The organism is Sphingomonas sabuli, from assembly GCF_014352855.1.
GTDB classification, from domain to species: domain Bacteria; phylum Pseudomonadota; class Alphaproteobacteria; order Sphingomonadales; family Sphingomonadaceae; genus Sphingomicrobium; species Sphingomicrobium sabuli.
Genome location: NZ_CP060697.1, coordinates 1 through 15,634 on the forward strand (window position 1 = coordinate 1; position 15,634 = coordinate 15,634).

The window sequence follows — 15,634 nt, forward strand, 5'->3', positions numbered from 1 at the left end:
TCCGCCGGCACCGCCACCCGCGCCACCGCCGGCTCCGCCACCAGCACCGCCGCCGGGACCTCCGCCTGCGCCGCCTCCAGCGCCACCGCCGGCTCCTCCGCCGGCCCCTCCGCCTGCGCCACCGCCGGCACCGCCGCCCGCTCCGCCACCCGCGCCACCGCCGGCTCCGCCACCCGCGCCGCCGCCGGCTCCGCCACCCGCGCCCCCACCGGCTCCTCCGCCGGCACCGCCACCCGCGCCACCGCCTGCGCCACCGCCGGCACCGCCGCCTGCGCCACCGCCGGCACCGCCGCCTGCGCCTCCGCCTGCGCCTCCGCCGGCTCCTCCGCCTGCGCCGCCTCCAGCGCCACCGCCGGCCCCTCCGCCTGCACCGCCGCCGGGACCGCCTCCTGGCCCGCCGCCGGGGCCGCCACCCGGTCCGCCGCCGGGGCCGCAATTGTCGTTCCGCGACGAGATCATCCCTTGGATCGACGACGGCACGGGGGGTGAGGACGACGACGAGGACGAGGAAGTCATCGACGAGAGCTCGCTGTTCGGGCACGACGTGATCGACACCGGCATCACCAGCGGGGCCGATCCGACCGCCTGGGACCCGATCGGCATCGAGCGGCAACCCGGAAGCCCGGGTAATGCGGGCTCTACCGGCCCGGACAAGAAGCCGGACGCGGGGCCGCCGGTCGGCTAATCGAACGCGGTCCGCGCCGCGGGCCGACGATGCAGCTCGTTAGTGTGGCCTTGCAGTGGGTTCAGCGTGCCGCCGGCTGACGCGGCGCTCAGGCGTTGGCGTCGAGCGAATAGCCTTCGGAGCGCACGGTGCGGATGACGTCGTCGCTGCCGGCGGTTTCAAGCGCCTTGCGCAGGCGGCGGATGTGGACGTCGACGGTGCGCAGCTCGATCTCCTCGCTGTGCTGCCAGACAAGGTCGAGCAATTGCTGGCGCGAGAAGACCTTTTCCGGGTTCTGCAGGAAGTGCCGCAGCAGGCGGTATTCGGTCGGGCCGAGCGAAACCGGCGTACCGTCGCGGCGGACGCGGTGGGCCGACACGTCCATTTCGATCCCGGCATAGCCCAGTTTTTCGGCCAGCAGGTTGGGGCTGGCGCGGCGGAGCAGGGCCTTGGCGCGGGCGATCAGCTCTTTCGGGCTGAAGGGCTTGGTGATGAAATCGTCGGCGCCGGTTTCCAGCCCGCGGATGCGGTCCTCCTCCTCGCCGCGGGCGGTCAGCATGAGGATCGGCATGCGGTTGTGCACCCGGCTGCGACGCAGGCGGCGGCAGACCTCGATACCGCTGACATCCTCGATCATCCAGTCGAGGATCAGCAAGGCCGGGCGAATTTCCTCGACCAGCACGAGCGCTTCCTCGCCCGACGGCGTGGTCGTGACGGTGAAGCTTTCCTTGGCGAAATGGTGCTTGATGAGATCGGCGATGGCGCGGTCGTCCTCGACCACCAGCACCCGCTTCGCGGCGTTGCTCGCCATGGCTACAGCGCCCCGGCCTTCTCCAGCCGCTCGGTCATCTGCCCGCCGGTAGCCGCGTAATAGACCATCTCGGCGATGTTGGTGGCATGGTCGCCGACCCGCTCAAGGTTCTTGGCGACGAACAGCAACTGGGTCGCGTGGCTGATGTTGTTGGGCTTTTCCATCATGAAGGTCAGCAGGGTGCGGAAGATGGAATCGTAGAAATCGTCCAGCGCCTGGTCGCGTTCGGCGACCTTGACCGCCGCTTCGGCGTCGCGGTTGACGAAGGCGTCGAGCACGTCGTGCACCATGTGAGTGGCGATGCGCGCCATTTCCGGGAGCAGGGACAGCGGCTCGAGATGGCCGACGTCCTGCAGCTCCGGCACCCGGCGGGCGATGTTCTTGGCATAGTCGCCGATCCGTTCGACCACGCCCGAGATTTTCAGCGCGGCGACGGAATCGCGCAAGTCGCCGGCCATCGGCGCGCGCAGTGCGATCAGCTGCACCACGCGGCGCTCGGTTTCGATTTCCAGCGCATCGAGCTTCTTGTCGTCCTGGACGATCCGCCGGGCGCCGGCGACGTCGCGCTCGACCAGGCAGCGCATGGCCTCGCCGATGGCATGTTCGGCCAGCCCGCCCATTTCGCTGATCAGCGCCCGCAGGCGATCCAGGTCCTGGTCGAAGGCCTTGAGCGTATGTTCGCGCTCGTGCTGCATCATCTACTCCCGATCAGCCGTACCGGCCGGTGATGTAATCCTGGGTCCGCCGCTCGCGGGGATTGGTAAAGATCTCGCTGGTCTTGCCGTATTCGACCAGCTCGCCGAGGTGGAAGAAGGCGGTGCGCTGCGACACGCGCGCGGCCTGCTGCATATTGTGGGTGACGATGGCGATGGCGTAGCGGCCGCGCAGCTCGTGGATCAGCTCCTCGATCTTCGCGGTCGCGATCGGATCGAGCGCCGAACAGGGCTCGTCCATCAGGATCACTTCGGGATCGACGGCGATCGCGCGGGCAATGCACAGGCGCTGCTGCTGACCGCCGGACAGGGCCGTGCCGCTTTCCTGCAGCCGGTCCTTGACCTCGTCCCACAGGCCGGCGCGCTTCAGCGACCGCTCGACGATCTCGGCCAGTTCGGTCTTGTTCTGGGCAAGGCCGTGGATGCGCGGGCCGTAGGCGACGTTTTCGAAGATCGACTTGGGGAAGGGATTGGGCTTCTGGAACACCATGCCGACGCGGGCGCGCAGCTGCACGACGTCCATGCGCGGCGAATAAATGTCCTCGCCGTCCAGCTCGATCTCGCCGGTCACCCGGGCCGAGGGAATGGTGTCGTTCATGCGGTTGAGGCAACGCAGGAAGGTCGACTTGCCGCAGCCCGACGGGCCGATGAAGGCGGTGACGCGATCGTCGAAAATCTGGATCGACACGTCCTTCAGCGCCTGCTTGTCGCCATAGCTGACGGACACGTCGCGGGCCTGCATCTTGGCCGAGCCCTGTGGCGGGTTGAGCGGCGCGGTGTCGATGGTTTCCGCCGACGGACGCACCGCCGGAGCGACCGGTTGCACTTCGGCTTCCGGCTCGGGCTCGGGCACGGCTTCCGGCCCCATCGTTTCCTGCTGGTCGCGCGCCGCCTCGGCCGCGATCGCGGTGGACTGGACGGGCACCGGCTCGACCGGCGTGATGGGCAGTTTTTCCTTCATCAATCCTATCCTACCACTTCCGCTCGAAGCGGTTCCGCAAATAGATCGCCAGGCCGTTCATCAGCAGCATGAACAGCAACAGGACTATGATCGCCGCGCTCGTCTTCTCGACGAAGGCGCGGTCGACTTCGTCCGACCACAGGAAGATTTGCACCGGCAAAACCGTGGCCGGATCGGTGATTCCGCCGGGCGGGGTGGCGATGAACGCGCGCATGCCGATCATCAGCAGCGGTGCGGTTTCGCCGAGGGCGCGGGCCATGCCGATGATCGTGCCCGTCAGGATGCCCGGCAGAGCCAGCGGCAACACATGGTGGAACACCACCTGCATTCGCGACGCGCCGACGCCGAGCGCGGCGTCGCGGATCGACGGCGGCACCGACTTGATCGCGTTGCGCGCGGCGATGACGATGACCGGCATGGTCATCAGCGCCAGCGTCAGGCCCCCGACCAGCGGGGCCGACCGCGGCAGGTGCATGAAGTTGAGGAACACGGCGAGGCCCAGCAGGCCGAAGATGATCGAGGGCACCGCGGCAAGGTTGTTGATCGACACTTCGATCGCGTCGCTCCAGCGGTTGCGGGCGGCGAATTCTTCCAAGTAGACGGCGGCCAGCACGCCGACCGGAAAGGCCAGCAGCATGGTCACCAGGATGGTCAGCATGCTGCCTTTGAGCGCACCCCAGATGCCGACCGCCGACGGGTCGGTGCCGTCGGAAGCGGTGAGGAAGCCGACGTTGAAGCCGCGGCGCAACGCCCCGTCGGATTGCAGCCGGCCGACCAGCTGTTCGGCATCGGGCGCCCCGCTGCCGCTGGCGGCGGTGGCCACGGCGCCGGACACCGGCAGCCAGACGTCGGCGCGGCGTTCGACCATGGTCGGGTCTTCGATCAGGGCATCGCCCAGCGCGCGGACGGCGGCGGCGCCGAACATGTCTTCCGCCTGCGCGCCGAAAGCGGCGGTGGCGGCGCCGACGATGGCGCTTTCAAGGTCCGCACCGACCACCGCCTGCTGGGCGTCCGGACCGCGCAGCGTTGCAGGGTCGAGGATCAGGTCGGAGCGGGGAAAGTCGATCGTCAGCCGCGCTTCGGTCTGGGTGAAGCCGCCGATGCCTTTCCACGCCATGGTGACGAGCAGGAAGGCGAGGAAGATGGCGGACGCGGCGACGGCGAGCAGGCCGAGCAGGCGGAACCGCCGTTCGGACGCGTAGCGCTTGCGCAGCCGGTCGCTGGAGCTGGCTGCGCTCCACCGTTCGCTGGGGCTGACGTTCGCCGCGCTATTCATAAGCTTCTCGATATTTGCGCACGACGTGGAGCGCGATGAGGTTGAGCACCAGGGTGATCAGGAACAGCGCCAGGCCGAGGGCGAAGGCGGCCAGCGTCTTGGGGCTGTCGAATTCCTGATCGCCGGTCAGCAGCTGGACGATTTGGGTGGTGACGGTGGTCACGCTTTCGAACGGATTGGCGGTCAGGTTGGCGGCAAGGCCGGCGGCCATGACGACGATCATGGTTTCGCCGATCGCTCGGCTGACGGCGAGCAGGACGCCGCCGACCACGCCGGGCAAGGCGGCCGGAAGCACGACCTTGCGGATGGTTTCGGACTGGGTCGCGCCCATCGCCAGCGAACCGTCGCGCATCGCCTGCGGCACCGCCGCGATGCTGTCGTCGGCAATCGAGCTCACGAACGGAATGATCATGATGCCCATGACGAGACCGGCGGCCAGCGCGCTTTCGCTGCTGGCCGACGAAATGCCGATGGAAATGGCAAAGTCGCGCACCGCCGGGGCGACCGTCAGCGCGGCGAAATAGCCGTAGACCACGGTCGGGACGCCGGCGAGGATTTCGAGCAGCGGCTTCATCCACGAGCGGACCGCGGGGCGCGCATATTGGGTAAGATAGATGGCGCTCATCAGACCCAGCGGAATGGCGACCAGCATGGCGATGATCGCGCCGATGAAGATCGTGCCCCACAGCAAGGGGATCCAGCCGAACGCGCCGGACGAACCGACCTGGTCGGCGCGGATCGCGGTCTGCGGGCTCCAGGTCGTGCCGAACAGGAATTCGCCGACCGGCACCTTGGAGAAGAAACGCAAGGTTTCGAACATCAGCGACAGGACGATGCCAAGCGTGGTCAGAATGGCGATCAGCGACGCGACCACCAGCAGTCCCATCAGCCAGCGTTCGACCGCCGTACGGGCGCGGAATTCGAGCTTCGTCTTGCGCGCGGCGATCGCGGCAAGAACTAGGGCGAGCAAGATGGCGATGCCGCCGCCGATCGAAGCGTAGAGCGCGCGGTTCTTGGCGAACAGCGGGGCGAGGCCGGCCGATTCGGGATTGAAGCCGACGTCGCGGGCGCCGCTGGCGATTTCACGCGCTTCGGCGATGATCGCGTCGCGCTGCATGTCGAAGGCGGGCAGGGCCTGGCCCTGCGGCGTGGCCAGCACGGCCTGGTCGACAAGATGGGTCTGGATCGGGCTCCAGATGGCAAGGAACAGCAGGGCCGGGAGCGCCGCCCACAGCAAAGCGTAGGACGCATGATAGACGGGGAGCGAATGCATCCGCCCCGCCGTCCGCAAGGTCCGGGCCCGGCGGAAGGCAAGCCACGCCGCCCCGGTCGCAACCAGGAGGACGGCGACGAGCGCTAGTCCAAGAGTCATGCGCTCGCCGCCGGCCCGGTTAGTTGAGTTCGGACTTTTGCAGCGGCTTCAGCGCCTTGGCCTGTTCGCCAGAGGCACCGGCGTCCGCAGCGCCGAGCGGAACCAGCCCGCGCCGCTGAAGCGGCCCGTCCTTGCCCCACATCGACGCGTAGGTCGCGATGAATTCCCGCATCATCGGCTTGGCCTGCAGATGCTCGCCCTTCACGTAGACGTAGAGCTTGCGAGCGCCCGGATATTCGAGGTTGCTGATGGTATCGGTGGTCGGGGTGATGCCCGCGATCGCCACCGGCTGCAGCTTGTCCTGGTTTTCCTCGAAGAAGCTGTAGCCGAGGACGCCAAGCGTGCCCGGATCGGCCGAGACCTTTTGCACCAGCAGATTGTCGTTTTCGCCCGCTTCGACGAACGCGCCGTCTTCGCGGATCTTGGTGCAGACGTCCTTGTACTGGTCTTCGTTGCTGTCCTTCAGCGCCTTCATCTCGGGATTGGCCTGGCAGCCCTTCTCCATGATCAGTTCGGACAGGCTGTCGCGCGTGCCGGACGTCGGCGGCGGACCGAGGACGCGGATCTTGGTCGCGGGCAGCGACGGATCGATGTCCTTCCAGGTCTGCGCCTTGTTCGGGCCCTTGCCGTAAGGATTGGCGGCCAGCGCTTCGTAGATCTGCTGGGTGGTGAGGTTCAGAGCCGGCTGACCCTTGGCTTCGATCAGCGTCAGGCCGTCGATGCCGACCGGCACTTCGATGACCTGGTTGACGCCGGCCGCGGCGCAGGAATCGAACTCGCTGGCCTTCAGGCGACGCGAGGAATTGACCATGTCCGGATGGTCGTTGCCGACGCCCGAGCAGAACAGCTTGATGCCCGCGCCAGAGCCGGTCGATTCCACGATCACGTTGGTCCCGGGATGCGCCTGCTGGAACTGTTCGGCCACCGCGGTCGAGAACGGATAGACCGTCGAGGACCCGACGATCTTCAGCTGGCTGCCCGATCCGGAGCCCGATTCGCCGCCGCTTCCGCAGGCCGCCAGCAATGCTGCGAATGGCAGCAGAAAGAGTGACTTGGTCATGAATTCTCCCTTTCGGGGATACCCCCCGCGCTGGCGGAAATAGCGGCCAATGCTGACGCGCTTATTGCAGCGATTTTACAGTTTCGTGACAGTCGCGACGATCAGTCGGACGCGGGCAGGCGAATGGTGACAGTGGTGCCCGCGCCGGGGTCGCTGGCGATGGCCAATTCGCCGCGGTGGCGCTCCACGATATGCTTGACGATGGCGAGGCCAAGGCCGGTGCCGCCGGTGTCGCGGCTGCGCGCCGCATCGACCCGGTAAAAGCGGCGGGTGACGAAGGGCAGGTGTTCGCGCGGGATGCCTGGCCCGGTGTCGCTGACGTCGAGGCGGATCCAGCGGCCTTCGCGATAGGCGGCAAGGCGAATCCGGCAGTCCGGACTGGCGCAGCCGTACCGCACCGCGTTCTGAAGCAGATTGTCGACGACCTGCGTGATCTGCGGCAGGTCGCCGCGAGTCGGGGCCAGCCCGTCCTCCAGCGTGGTTTCGACGGTGCAGCCGCGCTTCCTGGAGATTTCGCGGACGCGTTCGACCGCGCCGCTGACGACCGATGCGATCGATACGCTGTCGGTCGGGGCAACGAAGCGTCCGGCCTCGATCCGCGACAGGCTCATCAGATCTTCGATGATGCGCAGCATGCGCTTGGCTTCGCCGCGGATAGTGGCGGCGAAGCTGGAGGTGGTCGCGGGGTCGAGCCCGCCGTCCTCGAGGCTTTCGGCATAGCCGAGGATGGCGGTCAGCGGGGTGCGCAGCTCGTGACTGGCATTGGCGACGAAATCGACCCGCATCTTTTCCGCCGCATGGGCGGCCGAGCGGTCGATGAGCGTGATCAGCGCGCCGGCGCCCCCCAGCGACCGCAGGGTCAGGCGCCACGGGCGGCCGACCGCGCCGACGCCGGTAAAATCGATATCGCCGGGATTGCCGGCGTGGACGAATTCAAGCGCCTGCGGCTGGCGGATGGCAAGCCGCACGTCGCTGCCCTGGATGCTTGGCCCGAGCAGCGTGCGGGCGTGCTTGTTGGCGGCGCGGATGATGCCGCGGTCGATGATCATCGCGGGATCGTCGATCGCTTCGAGCAATGCCCGGCTGGCCTGGTCCAACGTCGTCATCGCCGGGGCGTTAGCGGATGCAGGGGCGGTGCTGCCAGTGCGATCGTCGGCGAAAGGGGAGGGCGATGAAGAAACGCTCCCCCGCCCGGTGTCGGGCGAGGGAGCGCTATTTCGCCGGGGACGGGCGAACATGCGATTGCCTAGAAGTCGATCTGCGAGCGCAGCCCGAGCATGTCGACGCTGTAGTTGCGATCTCCGTCCGGAAGGATGGTCGACGCGCCGCTGTAGACGATGTGCCCATAGTTGAGGCCGAACATCAGATAATCCATCGGCTTCCAGTTGAGCGATGCCTGATAGGCATTCTGGCGGCCGCCGCCGATAAGGCCGTCGGTCAGGTCCAGATAATCGTAGCGCAGGTTGAAGCCGATCGAGCCCCAGCCGCCCTTGTCGAACGGGTTCTTGACCTTCACTCGGTCCCACTTGCCGCCCTTGTAGCCGCGCGATTCACCGGTGAAGAAATAGCCGGCATCGACATAGGCGCCGAAGAACGTCGGGTCGTCGAAGCCGTTGCGGCCGACCTTCTGCCAATAGGCTTCGCTGACCGCGTAGAACGGACCGAAAATGCCGGCCGCTTCAAGGCCGTAGCCGGTTTCGCTTTCAGCACCTTCGATCGAGCCCGTGTCGATGAACCGGACGTCGGTCGTGTGGATCGCCGGACGCTGCCGGTAACGGACCGAGGTGGCTGCGTCGTTGAGGTCGCGCCAGTGATACGAACCGCCGAAGTGCAGCTGGTTGTCGCCAAGCTTCGGCGCGTAGACCAGGCGGGTATCAAAGCCGTAGCTGTTGTTGTCGTCGCCAATGCTGTTGAGGTCGGCGATCGAATCGGTGAACAGGCCCCCCTGAACCAGCAGCGGGCCCCGGGTATATTGCGCCGAGACACCGATGCGGCGTTCGAAGCCGAAGGCGTCGGTGAAGGCCGCGCGTTCGATGAACGAGCTGTTGAGCGAGCTGGTCAGTTCTTCCAGCGACTGGAAATTGTTGTGCTGGCCGACGATGAATTCGACCGGGCCTACAGCCTTCGAGATGAAGGCGTCGGCGAATTCGGCTTCACCGGTGGCGAAGTCGATTTCGAACTTGTAGCCGAAGTCGCCCGGCATCGTGCCTTCGACGCCGAGGCGCGCGCGGCGGACTTCGTTGGAGAAGCCGAGGCCGGCATTGTCGTAATCCTTGGGCGAGCTGACGTAGCCGAAGTCGTACATCAAACGGCCGCGGGGCTTGAAGCTCCAGCCGCTGTCCTTGTCGACGAACTGGGGCGCGCCCTTCCACGCGGGCTGGGCCTTTTCGGTTTGCTTCTTCAGCTCTTCGAGCGATTCCTGAAGCGCTTCGACCTGGGCCTGGAGGAGTTCCAGCTTGGCCTGCGCGGCATCGACATCGGTGGTCTGCGCGATGGTCGCGTCGGCCGCTGCGTCGGAGGTGTCGACCGCTTCCTGGGCGTAGGCCGGAGCGGTGAGGAGGATGGCCGAGCTGCCGAGCAGCGCGGTGATGACAGTCGAGAGTTTCATTGGTCCCCGCCTAATTTTCTTATGGAGAGTTGGGGCGGCCGTTTGCCGCGGCCGCCCGGGTTAAGTGGCAAGCAACGACTATTTGAGCGCCGCGAGGTTGAGCGGCTTGAGCGCGCGAGCGGCCGTCTGGCTGCCGGCGCGGATGGCGGTCGGCGCGGCGATCAGTCCGGCGCGGCGCAGGTAGCCCTTGGGGCCGAATGCGCTTTCCTTCGTGAATTCCGCGACGAAGGCGCGGATCGACGGGATTGCCCCGACGTGCGCGTTCTTGACGTAGATGTAGAGCGGCCGGGCGCCGGGATATTTGAAGGCGCTGATCGCGTCATAGGTCGGAGCGACGCCGTTGATCGTCAGGCCCTTCACCTTGTTCATATTCTCTTCGAGATAGGAGTAGCCGAAGATGCCGATGGTGCCGGAATTGGCGGCCAGCTTCTGGACGATCAGATTGTCGTTTTCGCCGGCTTCGATGAAGGCGCCGTCTTCGCGCATCGCGGTGCAGATGGCCTTGTGCTTCTTCTCGTCGGTCTTCTTCATCGCCTTCATGCCGCTGCTGGTTTCGCAGCCGGCGGTCATGATCAGCTCACCCAGCGCGTCGCGGGTGCCGCTGGTCGGCGGCGGGCCGTAAACGCGGATGGCGATCGCCGGCAGCTTCGGATTGACGTCCTTCCAGGTCTTGGCCCGGTTGGGCTTGCCGAACGGCGTCTTCGCCAGCGCCATGTAAACGTCGCGGGTTGTGAGGCCCGACAGCGGCGTGTTGCGGGCGGTGGCCAGCGCGATGCCGTCGATGCCAACCTGGATTTCGGTAATCTTGGTGACGCCGTTGGACGCACAGGTCCTGGCTTCCGACGCCTTCATCCGGCGCGACGCATTGGCGACGTCCGGGAAGCGTTCGCCGACGCCCGAGCAGAACAGCTTGATGCCGCCGCCGGTGCCGGTCGATTCGATGAGCGGCGTGCCCAGCTTCGGATTGGCCGCGGCGACCCGCTCGGCAACGACCTTGGCGAACGGATAGACGGTCGAGGAGCCCACCGCATGCATGCGGTTGCGCGCTTCGGCGCCGGTTGCAGGAAAGGCTACAACGGCCGCTGCGGCCGCTGCGAACAGCAGGTTTTTCGTGTGCATTTGAAAGTCCCCTTTGGGCGGCAACCGCGCCACCCCGGCGACTCGTGAAATAGAAGTGCACTGCTACGCGACCGTGACGCGTTTGTTACAGCGGTGTGACGACCTTGGGCGCAAAGAAAAAGGCGGAGCCGAAGCCCCGCCTTGATCTCCCCCCTCCAGGAAACTGTCGTGATTTAGGCGCGGTAAAAGATGTGCGCGCCGATCTTGTCAACATAGCTGAGCCGGCGGCCCCACGACGGCGCGACATAGTCGGCGTGATACCACAGCACGTCATTGTCGAGGCTGGGATAAGCGTTGGCCATGGCCAGGCGGGCAATGCCCTGCGCCCGGGCCCAGGACGCCGACTGGAAATTGATCGCCGGGAAATTGCCGGTGTGCGGATTGACGAAGGAGAACTGCCACGGCTGCTTCATCACTTCGCACCAGCTGGCGGGATACTTGCCCGACGCGGCGCGGTTCATGACGACCCGGGCGACGGCAAGCTGGCCATCGACCGATTCGCCGCGCGCTTCGAAATAAACGGTGGTGGCGAGGCAGGTGGCCTGCTCATCCAGCGTGGTGCCGGCGGCAAAGCGGTCGACCAGCGCGTAAAGCGGCCAGCCGGCGTTGCGCAGCCAGGCGGCTTCGCGGGCGATCTTGGCGTTTTCCGCCTGGCGCGGATCGATGGTGGTGCCGAACAGGCCGCCGACCGCGTTGTTGAACATGGTCTGGGTGGTCTGGACGGTACGCTGGACCGCGGCGACGACCGGCGTCTTGGCGACCGTCGCACCCGTCAGCGAATAGCTGGTGTTCAGAAGTGGCGTGGACGTTGGTGCCGGTGCGGATTGCGCGGAGACCGGCCCCGCGAATGTCAGCATCAACGATCCCATGACCGCGACGACGCCGCGGCTCAACAGCTTGATCAATTGCTTCTCTTGCCTTTGGCGGCCGATCCATTTCACGCGAGGGCGCCTTCTGGCGCCGATTGCTTCACGTGGTCAGGTTCGTCCGTCTTGCCCGGGGCCTGGCGTCCATGCGCTCTTACGGCCCGCTTGCTCTCGTTTACCGATGACGCCCCAATATGGATTTTACGGTCCGTGAAAAGCGATGATCGGCGAGTCGAGCCGGACTCGCGACGAATGATGCAACCTGCTGAAAAAACGCGATAATATTCGGCGCTTTGACCGGGAAGGTGTTGCCGCTAGGGGATCTGGAGGAGGTAGTCTTGGCCCATTGGATCATGAAATCCGAGCCTTCCAGCTACAGCTGGCAGGACCTTGTGCGCGACGGTTCGACCGAGTGGGACGGCGTCCGCAACAATGCCGCGCGGCTCAACCTGAAGAAGATGCGCGCCGGCGATGAGGGATTTTTCTATCACAGCATGGATGAACGTGCGGTGATCGGCATCATGAAAGTGGTGCGCGAGGCGGCGCCCGACCCGAAGGATGCCGACTGGGTATCGGTCAAGGTCGAGCCGGTGCGCATGCTGGAGCGGCCGGTGACGCTGAAGGAGATCAAGGCCGAACCGAAGTTGGCGGCGATGGAGCTGATCCGCCAGTCGCGCCTGTCGGTCGCCCCGGTCCGCGAATCGGAATTCACCCGGATCCTGGAGATGGCGAAGGCCTAGAGCAGGCCGAGCTGGCGGAAGCTGGTGCAGCCGGCGCTGCCGAAGACAAGGTGATCGGCGACGCTGCAATCGAGCGCCTCGACCGCGCCGGCAAGGCGGCGGGTGACCCGGCAATCGGCCAGGCTGGGCGTAGGATCGCCGCTGGGATGGTTGTGCGCGAGGACGATATTGCGCGATCCGTGGATTGCCGCGTCGGCGACGATCGCGCCGAGCGGAAAGTCGACGCCGGACGAATCACCCTGGTGGCGGGTGAGGCGCATGCAATTGGCGTCGGCATCGAGGTGCGCCACCCACAAGCTTTCGCGCGCCTGATCCGCCTCGGCCACGCAGCCGGCAAAGAAGGCGCGCGCCGAGGCGAGATCGTGGAGCCTGACCGGCTGTTCGGCACGCTGGCAGCGCATCGCCCAGCCTGTAGGCGCGGGCGGCCGGGGCAACGACCGGAACCGCGTCCGCCGTGGGGGAAGAACCGTCCGTTATGGATGAAGCAGGATGAAAAGTAACCTATCTGGAAAAAACTACTTGACATCGTCACGCTGTTTCGGTACATCCGGGAACAGTGGGAAAAAGCGTTCGGGCCGGGCTCCTCCATCGGGGAGCGCGGCCCAACGCGCGTCTGGGGATGGGGATGACGAAGAGGGCAGCGAAGAACCGGCTGGTTCTTGCCGCCGGCGAGAAACCGAAATTGCGCAAGGCCGCCCGGCGCGATTGGACGAAGGCCAAGGAAGTGGCCTTCATCTCGACGCTTGGCGAGGTCTTCGGGCCGGGCCCCCGGCATGGGCCGCGAATGGGCGATCTTGCGGTGCAGACGTCGAGCTACGGGACCCCCATCCCAAAGATTTTCGGGACGATGCGGGTGGCCGGGAGCATCGTCTGGTCCACCGACCTGGTCGAGCAGAGCGAGACGGTGGCCGCAAAGGGCCAACCGGACAGCGTCAGTTACAGCTGTACCGTCAGCTTCGCGGTTGCGCTGTCAGCCCGCAGGATTCGCGACGTCCGCCGGATATGGGCGGACGGGCAATTGATCCGGACGGCCGAAGGAGAATTGTCCGTTGGCGCCACGCTCCGTTTGCTTGACGGATCAGAGGATCAGGCAGTCGACCCGCTGATCGCGTCGGTCGAAGGTATCGGCGCGACACCGGCGTATCGCGGGCTGGCGCTGGCGGTGTTTGAAGACATGGAGCTGGCAAGCTTCGGCAACCGCATCCCGTTCCTGACCTTTGAAGTCGATGCAGATGGGGAACCGATTGGCGTCGATACGATCCTTTTCGACGCCAGTGACGGGGCAATAGTCACATCCGGCCAGCCCAGTATCGGAGGCTATGCCGCTCACGGTCCAAGCATTGCCGCTGCTGTCAGCCCATTAGTCGCAATCTTCCAGCCAAACCTGACGGACGACGGCGATGCGATCTCGGACGTCGCGGAGCAGGCGCAGAGTGTCGAGAGCGCGGAGTTGGGCTGCTCGGTCGAAGGCGGGAAGATAGCGCGTCTGGAGCGGTCGACGGCCCGGGCGCGAAGCCTGCCGTCGTCGGTAACTCTGGCCTATTATGACGCGGCGCGCGACTATCAGGCAGGTGCAGCGCGTTCGGCGACCGAGGGGATTGGCGGTGCTCCGGAGCGCACCGAATTGCCGGCGGTTGTCGACGCTTCGAGCGCCAAGGCGATCGTCGCGACGCATCTTGCCCGCCGATGGGCCCAGCGCGACCGGCTGCAAATCTGTCTGCCGCCAAAGCGGATGGCTGTTCGGCCCGGGACCATCGTCGACCTGGCCGGCCAGGGCCGCTGGCGAGTCGACGTGGCCACCTTGGACGGCCTGGTCGCGAAGCTTGAATTGACGCCGGTCTACAGCTCCTTGGCTCCGATCCCTGGCGATTCCGGCCGGGCTCTGACCTCGACGGCAAAACTGTTAGCGCCGACGCGGCTGGAGTTGATCGAATTGCCCGCCTTCGACGGTTCGAACGCCACACTGCCCGTGGTTGTCGCCGCGGCGAGCGGGAAATCGGTACCGATGGAGATCGCAATTGGCGGCCGGACCGTTGTTTCGCGTACCGCGCCCGTGCCGGCGGTGCTGGGCTCGGTGCTCAGTCCCCCGGATCCTGCATCAAGCGCGCTGTTCGACCTTCGCAACAGCGTCGACGTGCAGATCGACGATCATCAGCATTGGCTGGAAAGCCGCGACGACGACGCTTTGGCCAGTGGCGCCAACCTGGCGGTCGTCGGCATCGAGATCATGCAGTTCGGGACGGCCACGCCGCTCGGTGACGGCCGCTTCCGGCTTGGCCGGTTGTTGCGCGGGCGCTTCGGCACCGAATGGGCGTGTGGTGAACACGGCGCCGGTGAACCGTTCGTCCTGCTCGATCGCAACCGTCTCGTGCCTCTGCCCCTGACTGCACAGGACCTTGGCGCCGTCGTGGAAGCGGTGCCGGCGGGCCGGGCGGACGGTGACGCGCAGCCGACGCGGTTGACGGTCTTTGGCGATGCGCTGCGCCCGCCGTCGCCCGTCCATTTGCGGGCTGAGCGCGGAACGGATGGGACATTGGCCTGCACGTGGGTTCGGCGAAGCGCGGCCGGCTGGGCCTGGCTGGACGAGGTCGATGCACCGCTCGGCAGCGCGGTCGAGCGCTACCGGGCGACGCTGCGCGGACCAGGCGGCGCGGTGACTGTCGAGATCTCTCTACCATTAGCAACATTCAATGCCGATCAGGTCGCAGCTGTCGGCGCCGGCGCCGCCGATATCGTGGTCGTTCAAATCGGCGACCTGGCGCTTTCTCGGCCGGCAATCCTCCGCGTCACTCTTTGAACAGGATCTCGAGCATGGACACGACCGACAGACTTGCCCTCCCGCTGCTGAGCCCGGGACAAGCCCAGAAGGAGCTTTTCCATAACGAGGCGTTGGCACTGATCGATGCGTTGGTCGCGGGCGCGGTGGAGGAAGGGCCGCGCAATGCACCGCCGGCCAGTCCCGTGCCGGGCGCCTGCTTCATTGTCGGCTCGTCTCCGAGCGGCGAATGGGCAGAAAGCCGGACATGTCGCGGCAGCCACCTCTTCGGGATGGCGCTTCGTCGCGCCGCGAGAAGGCATGGCGTTGCATGACCGCAGCACCGGCACGCCCATCAGCTTCGTGGCCGGAACCTGGCAGACGGGCACATTACGGTGCCAGCACCTGCAGGTCGGCGGGGTACAGGTGGTTGGAAGCCGGGCGGCCGCGATAAGCGCCCCTAGCGGCGGAGCAGTGGCGGACGTCGAGGCGCGAAACGCGGTTGCGGCGATCCTAGGTGCGCTTCGGCAACATGGATTAATCTCGACCTGATAAGGGTGGACGAGCCGGATTGGCGGTCTGCCATGAGGCATTGTGACGGGAAAGCCACACGGCCTGAATATTCGATTCTGATGGCACCCAAAACGCCGGAGAATGTAGTAACCGCGGATTCGACGAGAAAAATTCGA

The 15,634-nt window shown here is 66.2% G+C and carries 14 protein-coding genes and 1 pseudogene; 4 read left to right on the plus strand and 11 right to left on the minus strand.

Going from position 1 to position 15,634, the window contains the following annotated elements; all coding sequences use genetic code 11:
- The first annotated feature begins 436 nt into the window (after positions 1–436).
- Positions 437–685 (plus strand): hypothetical protein, encoded by a 249-nt coding sequence (locus tag H8M03_RS00005; RefSeq protein ID WP_187479757.1) that lies wholly within the window; start codon positions 437–439, stop codon positions 683–685.
- A gap of 88 nt (positions 686–773) precedes the next feature.
- Here the strand turns inward: H8M03_RS00005 and phoB are convergent, their stop codons facing one another.
- From phoB to H8M03_RS00055, 10 genes are all read right to left on the minus strand, one after another.
- Positions 774–1,475: a phosphate regulon transcriptional regulator PhoB gene (gene phoB / locus H8M03_RS00010; protein ID WP_187479758.1), complete on the minus strand. Its 702-nt coding sequence runs from the start codon at positions 1,473–1,475 to the stop codon at positions 774–776.
- A gap of 2 nt (positions 1,476–1,477) precedes the next feature.
- Positions 1,478–2,173 carry a phosphate signaling complex protein PhoU gene (phoU, locus tag H8M03_RS00015; protein WP_246448929.1) on the minus strand — a complete coding sequence of 232 codons (696 nt, stop codon included), beginning with the start codon at positions 2,171–2,173 and terminating at the stop codon, positions 1,478–1,480.
- A 10-nt stretch (positions 2,174–2,183) separates the two neighbouring features.
- A complete protein-coding gene (pstB, locus tag H8M03_RS00020; protein ID WP_222931905.1) occupies positions 2,184–2,930 on the minus strand; it encodes a phosphate ABC transporter ATP-binding protein PstB in 747 nt (248 codons plus the stop codon).
- Positions 2,931–3,159: 229 nt separating this feature from the next.
- Positions 3,160–4,425 (minus strand): phosphate ABC transporter permease PstA, encoded by a 1,266-nt coding sequence (gene pstA, locus H8M03_RS00025; RefSeq protein WP_187479759.1) that lies wholly within the window; start codon positions 4,423–4,425, stop codon positions 3,160–3,162.
- Positions 4,418–5,797: a phosphate ABC transporter permease subunit PstC gene (gene pstC, locus H8M03_RS00030; RefSeq protein WP_187479760.1), complete on the minus strand. Its 1,380-nt coding sequence runs from the start codon at positions 5,795–5,797 to the stop codon at positions 4,418–4,420. Before pstC ends, pstA begins: the two co-directional genes overlap by 8 nt.
- 19 nt (positions 5,798–5,816) lie before the next feature.
- Positions 5,817–6,857, minus strand: a complete 1,041-nt coding sequence (locus H8M03_RS00035; protein ID WP_187479761.1) for a substrate-binding domain-containing protein — start codon at positions 6,855–6,857, stop codon at positions 5,817–5,819.
- A 101-nt stretch (positions 6,858–6,958) separates the two neighbouring features.
- Positions 6,959–7,963, minus strand: a complete 1,005-nt coding sequence (locus H8M03_RS00040) for a sensor histidine kinase (RefSeq protein ID WP_187479762.1) — start codon at positions 7,961–7,963, stop codon at positions 6,959–6,961.
- Between the two features lie 140 nt (positions 7,964–8,103).
- Positions 8,104–9,465, minus strand: a complete 1,362-nt coding sequence (locus H8M03_RS00045; protein WP_246448930.1) for a porin — start codon at positions 9,463–9,465, stop codon at positions 8,104–8,106.
- A 78-nt stretch (positions 9,466–9,543) separates the two neighbouring features.
- Entirely contained in the window at positions 9,544–10,584 is a 1,041-nt protein-coding gene (locus tag H8M03_RS00050) for a substrate-binding domain-containing protein (protein ID WP_187479763.1), read from the minus strand.
- Positions 10,585–10,757: 173 nt separating this feature from the next.
- Positions 10,758–11,489 (minus strand): cell wall hydrolase, encoded by a 732-nt coding sequence (locus H8M03_RS00055; RefSeq protein WP_187479764.1) that lies wholly within the window; start codon positions 11,487–11,489, stop codon positions 10,758–10,760.
- 314 nt (positions 11,490–11,803) lie between these two features.
- On the opposite strand from H8M03_RS00055, the gene H8M03_RS00060 reads away from it, so the two are divergent.
- A complete protein-coding gene (locus tag H8M03_RS00060) occupies positions 11,804–12,190 on the plus strand; it encodes an EVE domain-containing protein (RefSeq protein WP_246448931.1) in 387 nt (128 codons plus the stop codon).
- On the opposite strand, the gene H8M03_RS00065 is transcribed toward H8M03_RS00060, so the two are convergent.
- Positions 12,187–12,591 (minus strand): JAB domain-containing protein, encoded by a 405-nt coding sequence (locus tag H8M03_RS00065; RefSeq protein WP_187479766.1) that lies wholly within the window; start codon positions 12,589–12,591, stop codon positions 12,187–12,189. The genes H8M03_RS00060 and H8M03_RS00065 overlap by 4 nt on opposite strands.
- A gap of 383 nt (positions 12,592–12,974) precedes the next feature.
- Here H8M03_RS00065 and H8M03_RS00070 point away from each other — a divergent pair, with 383 nt between their 5' ends.
- Positions 12,975–14,987, plus strand: coding sequence for a phage tail protein (locus H8M03_RS00070; protein ID WP_187479767.1), 2,013 nt, complete (start codon positions 12,975–12,977; stop codon positions 14,985–14,987).
- 14 nt (positions 14,988–15,001) lie between these two features.
- Positions 15,002–15,497: pseudogene (locus H8M03_RS12950) on the plus strand (DUF2793 domain-containing protein).
- Positions 15,498–15,634: the final 137 nt, after the last annotated feature.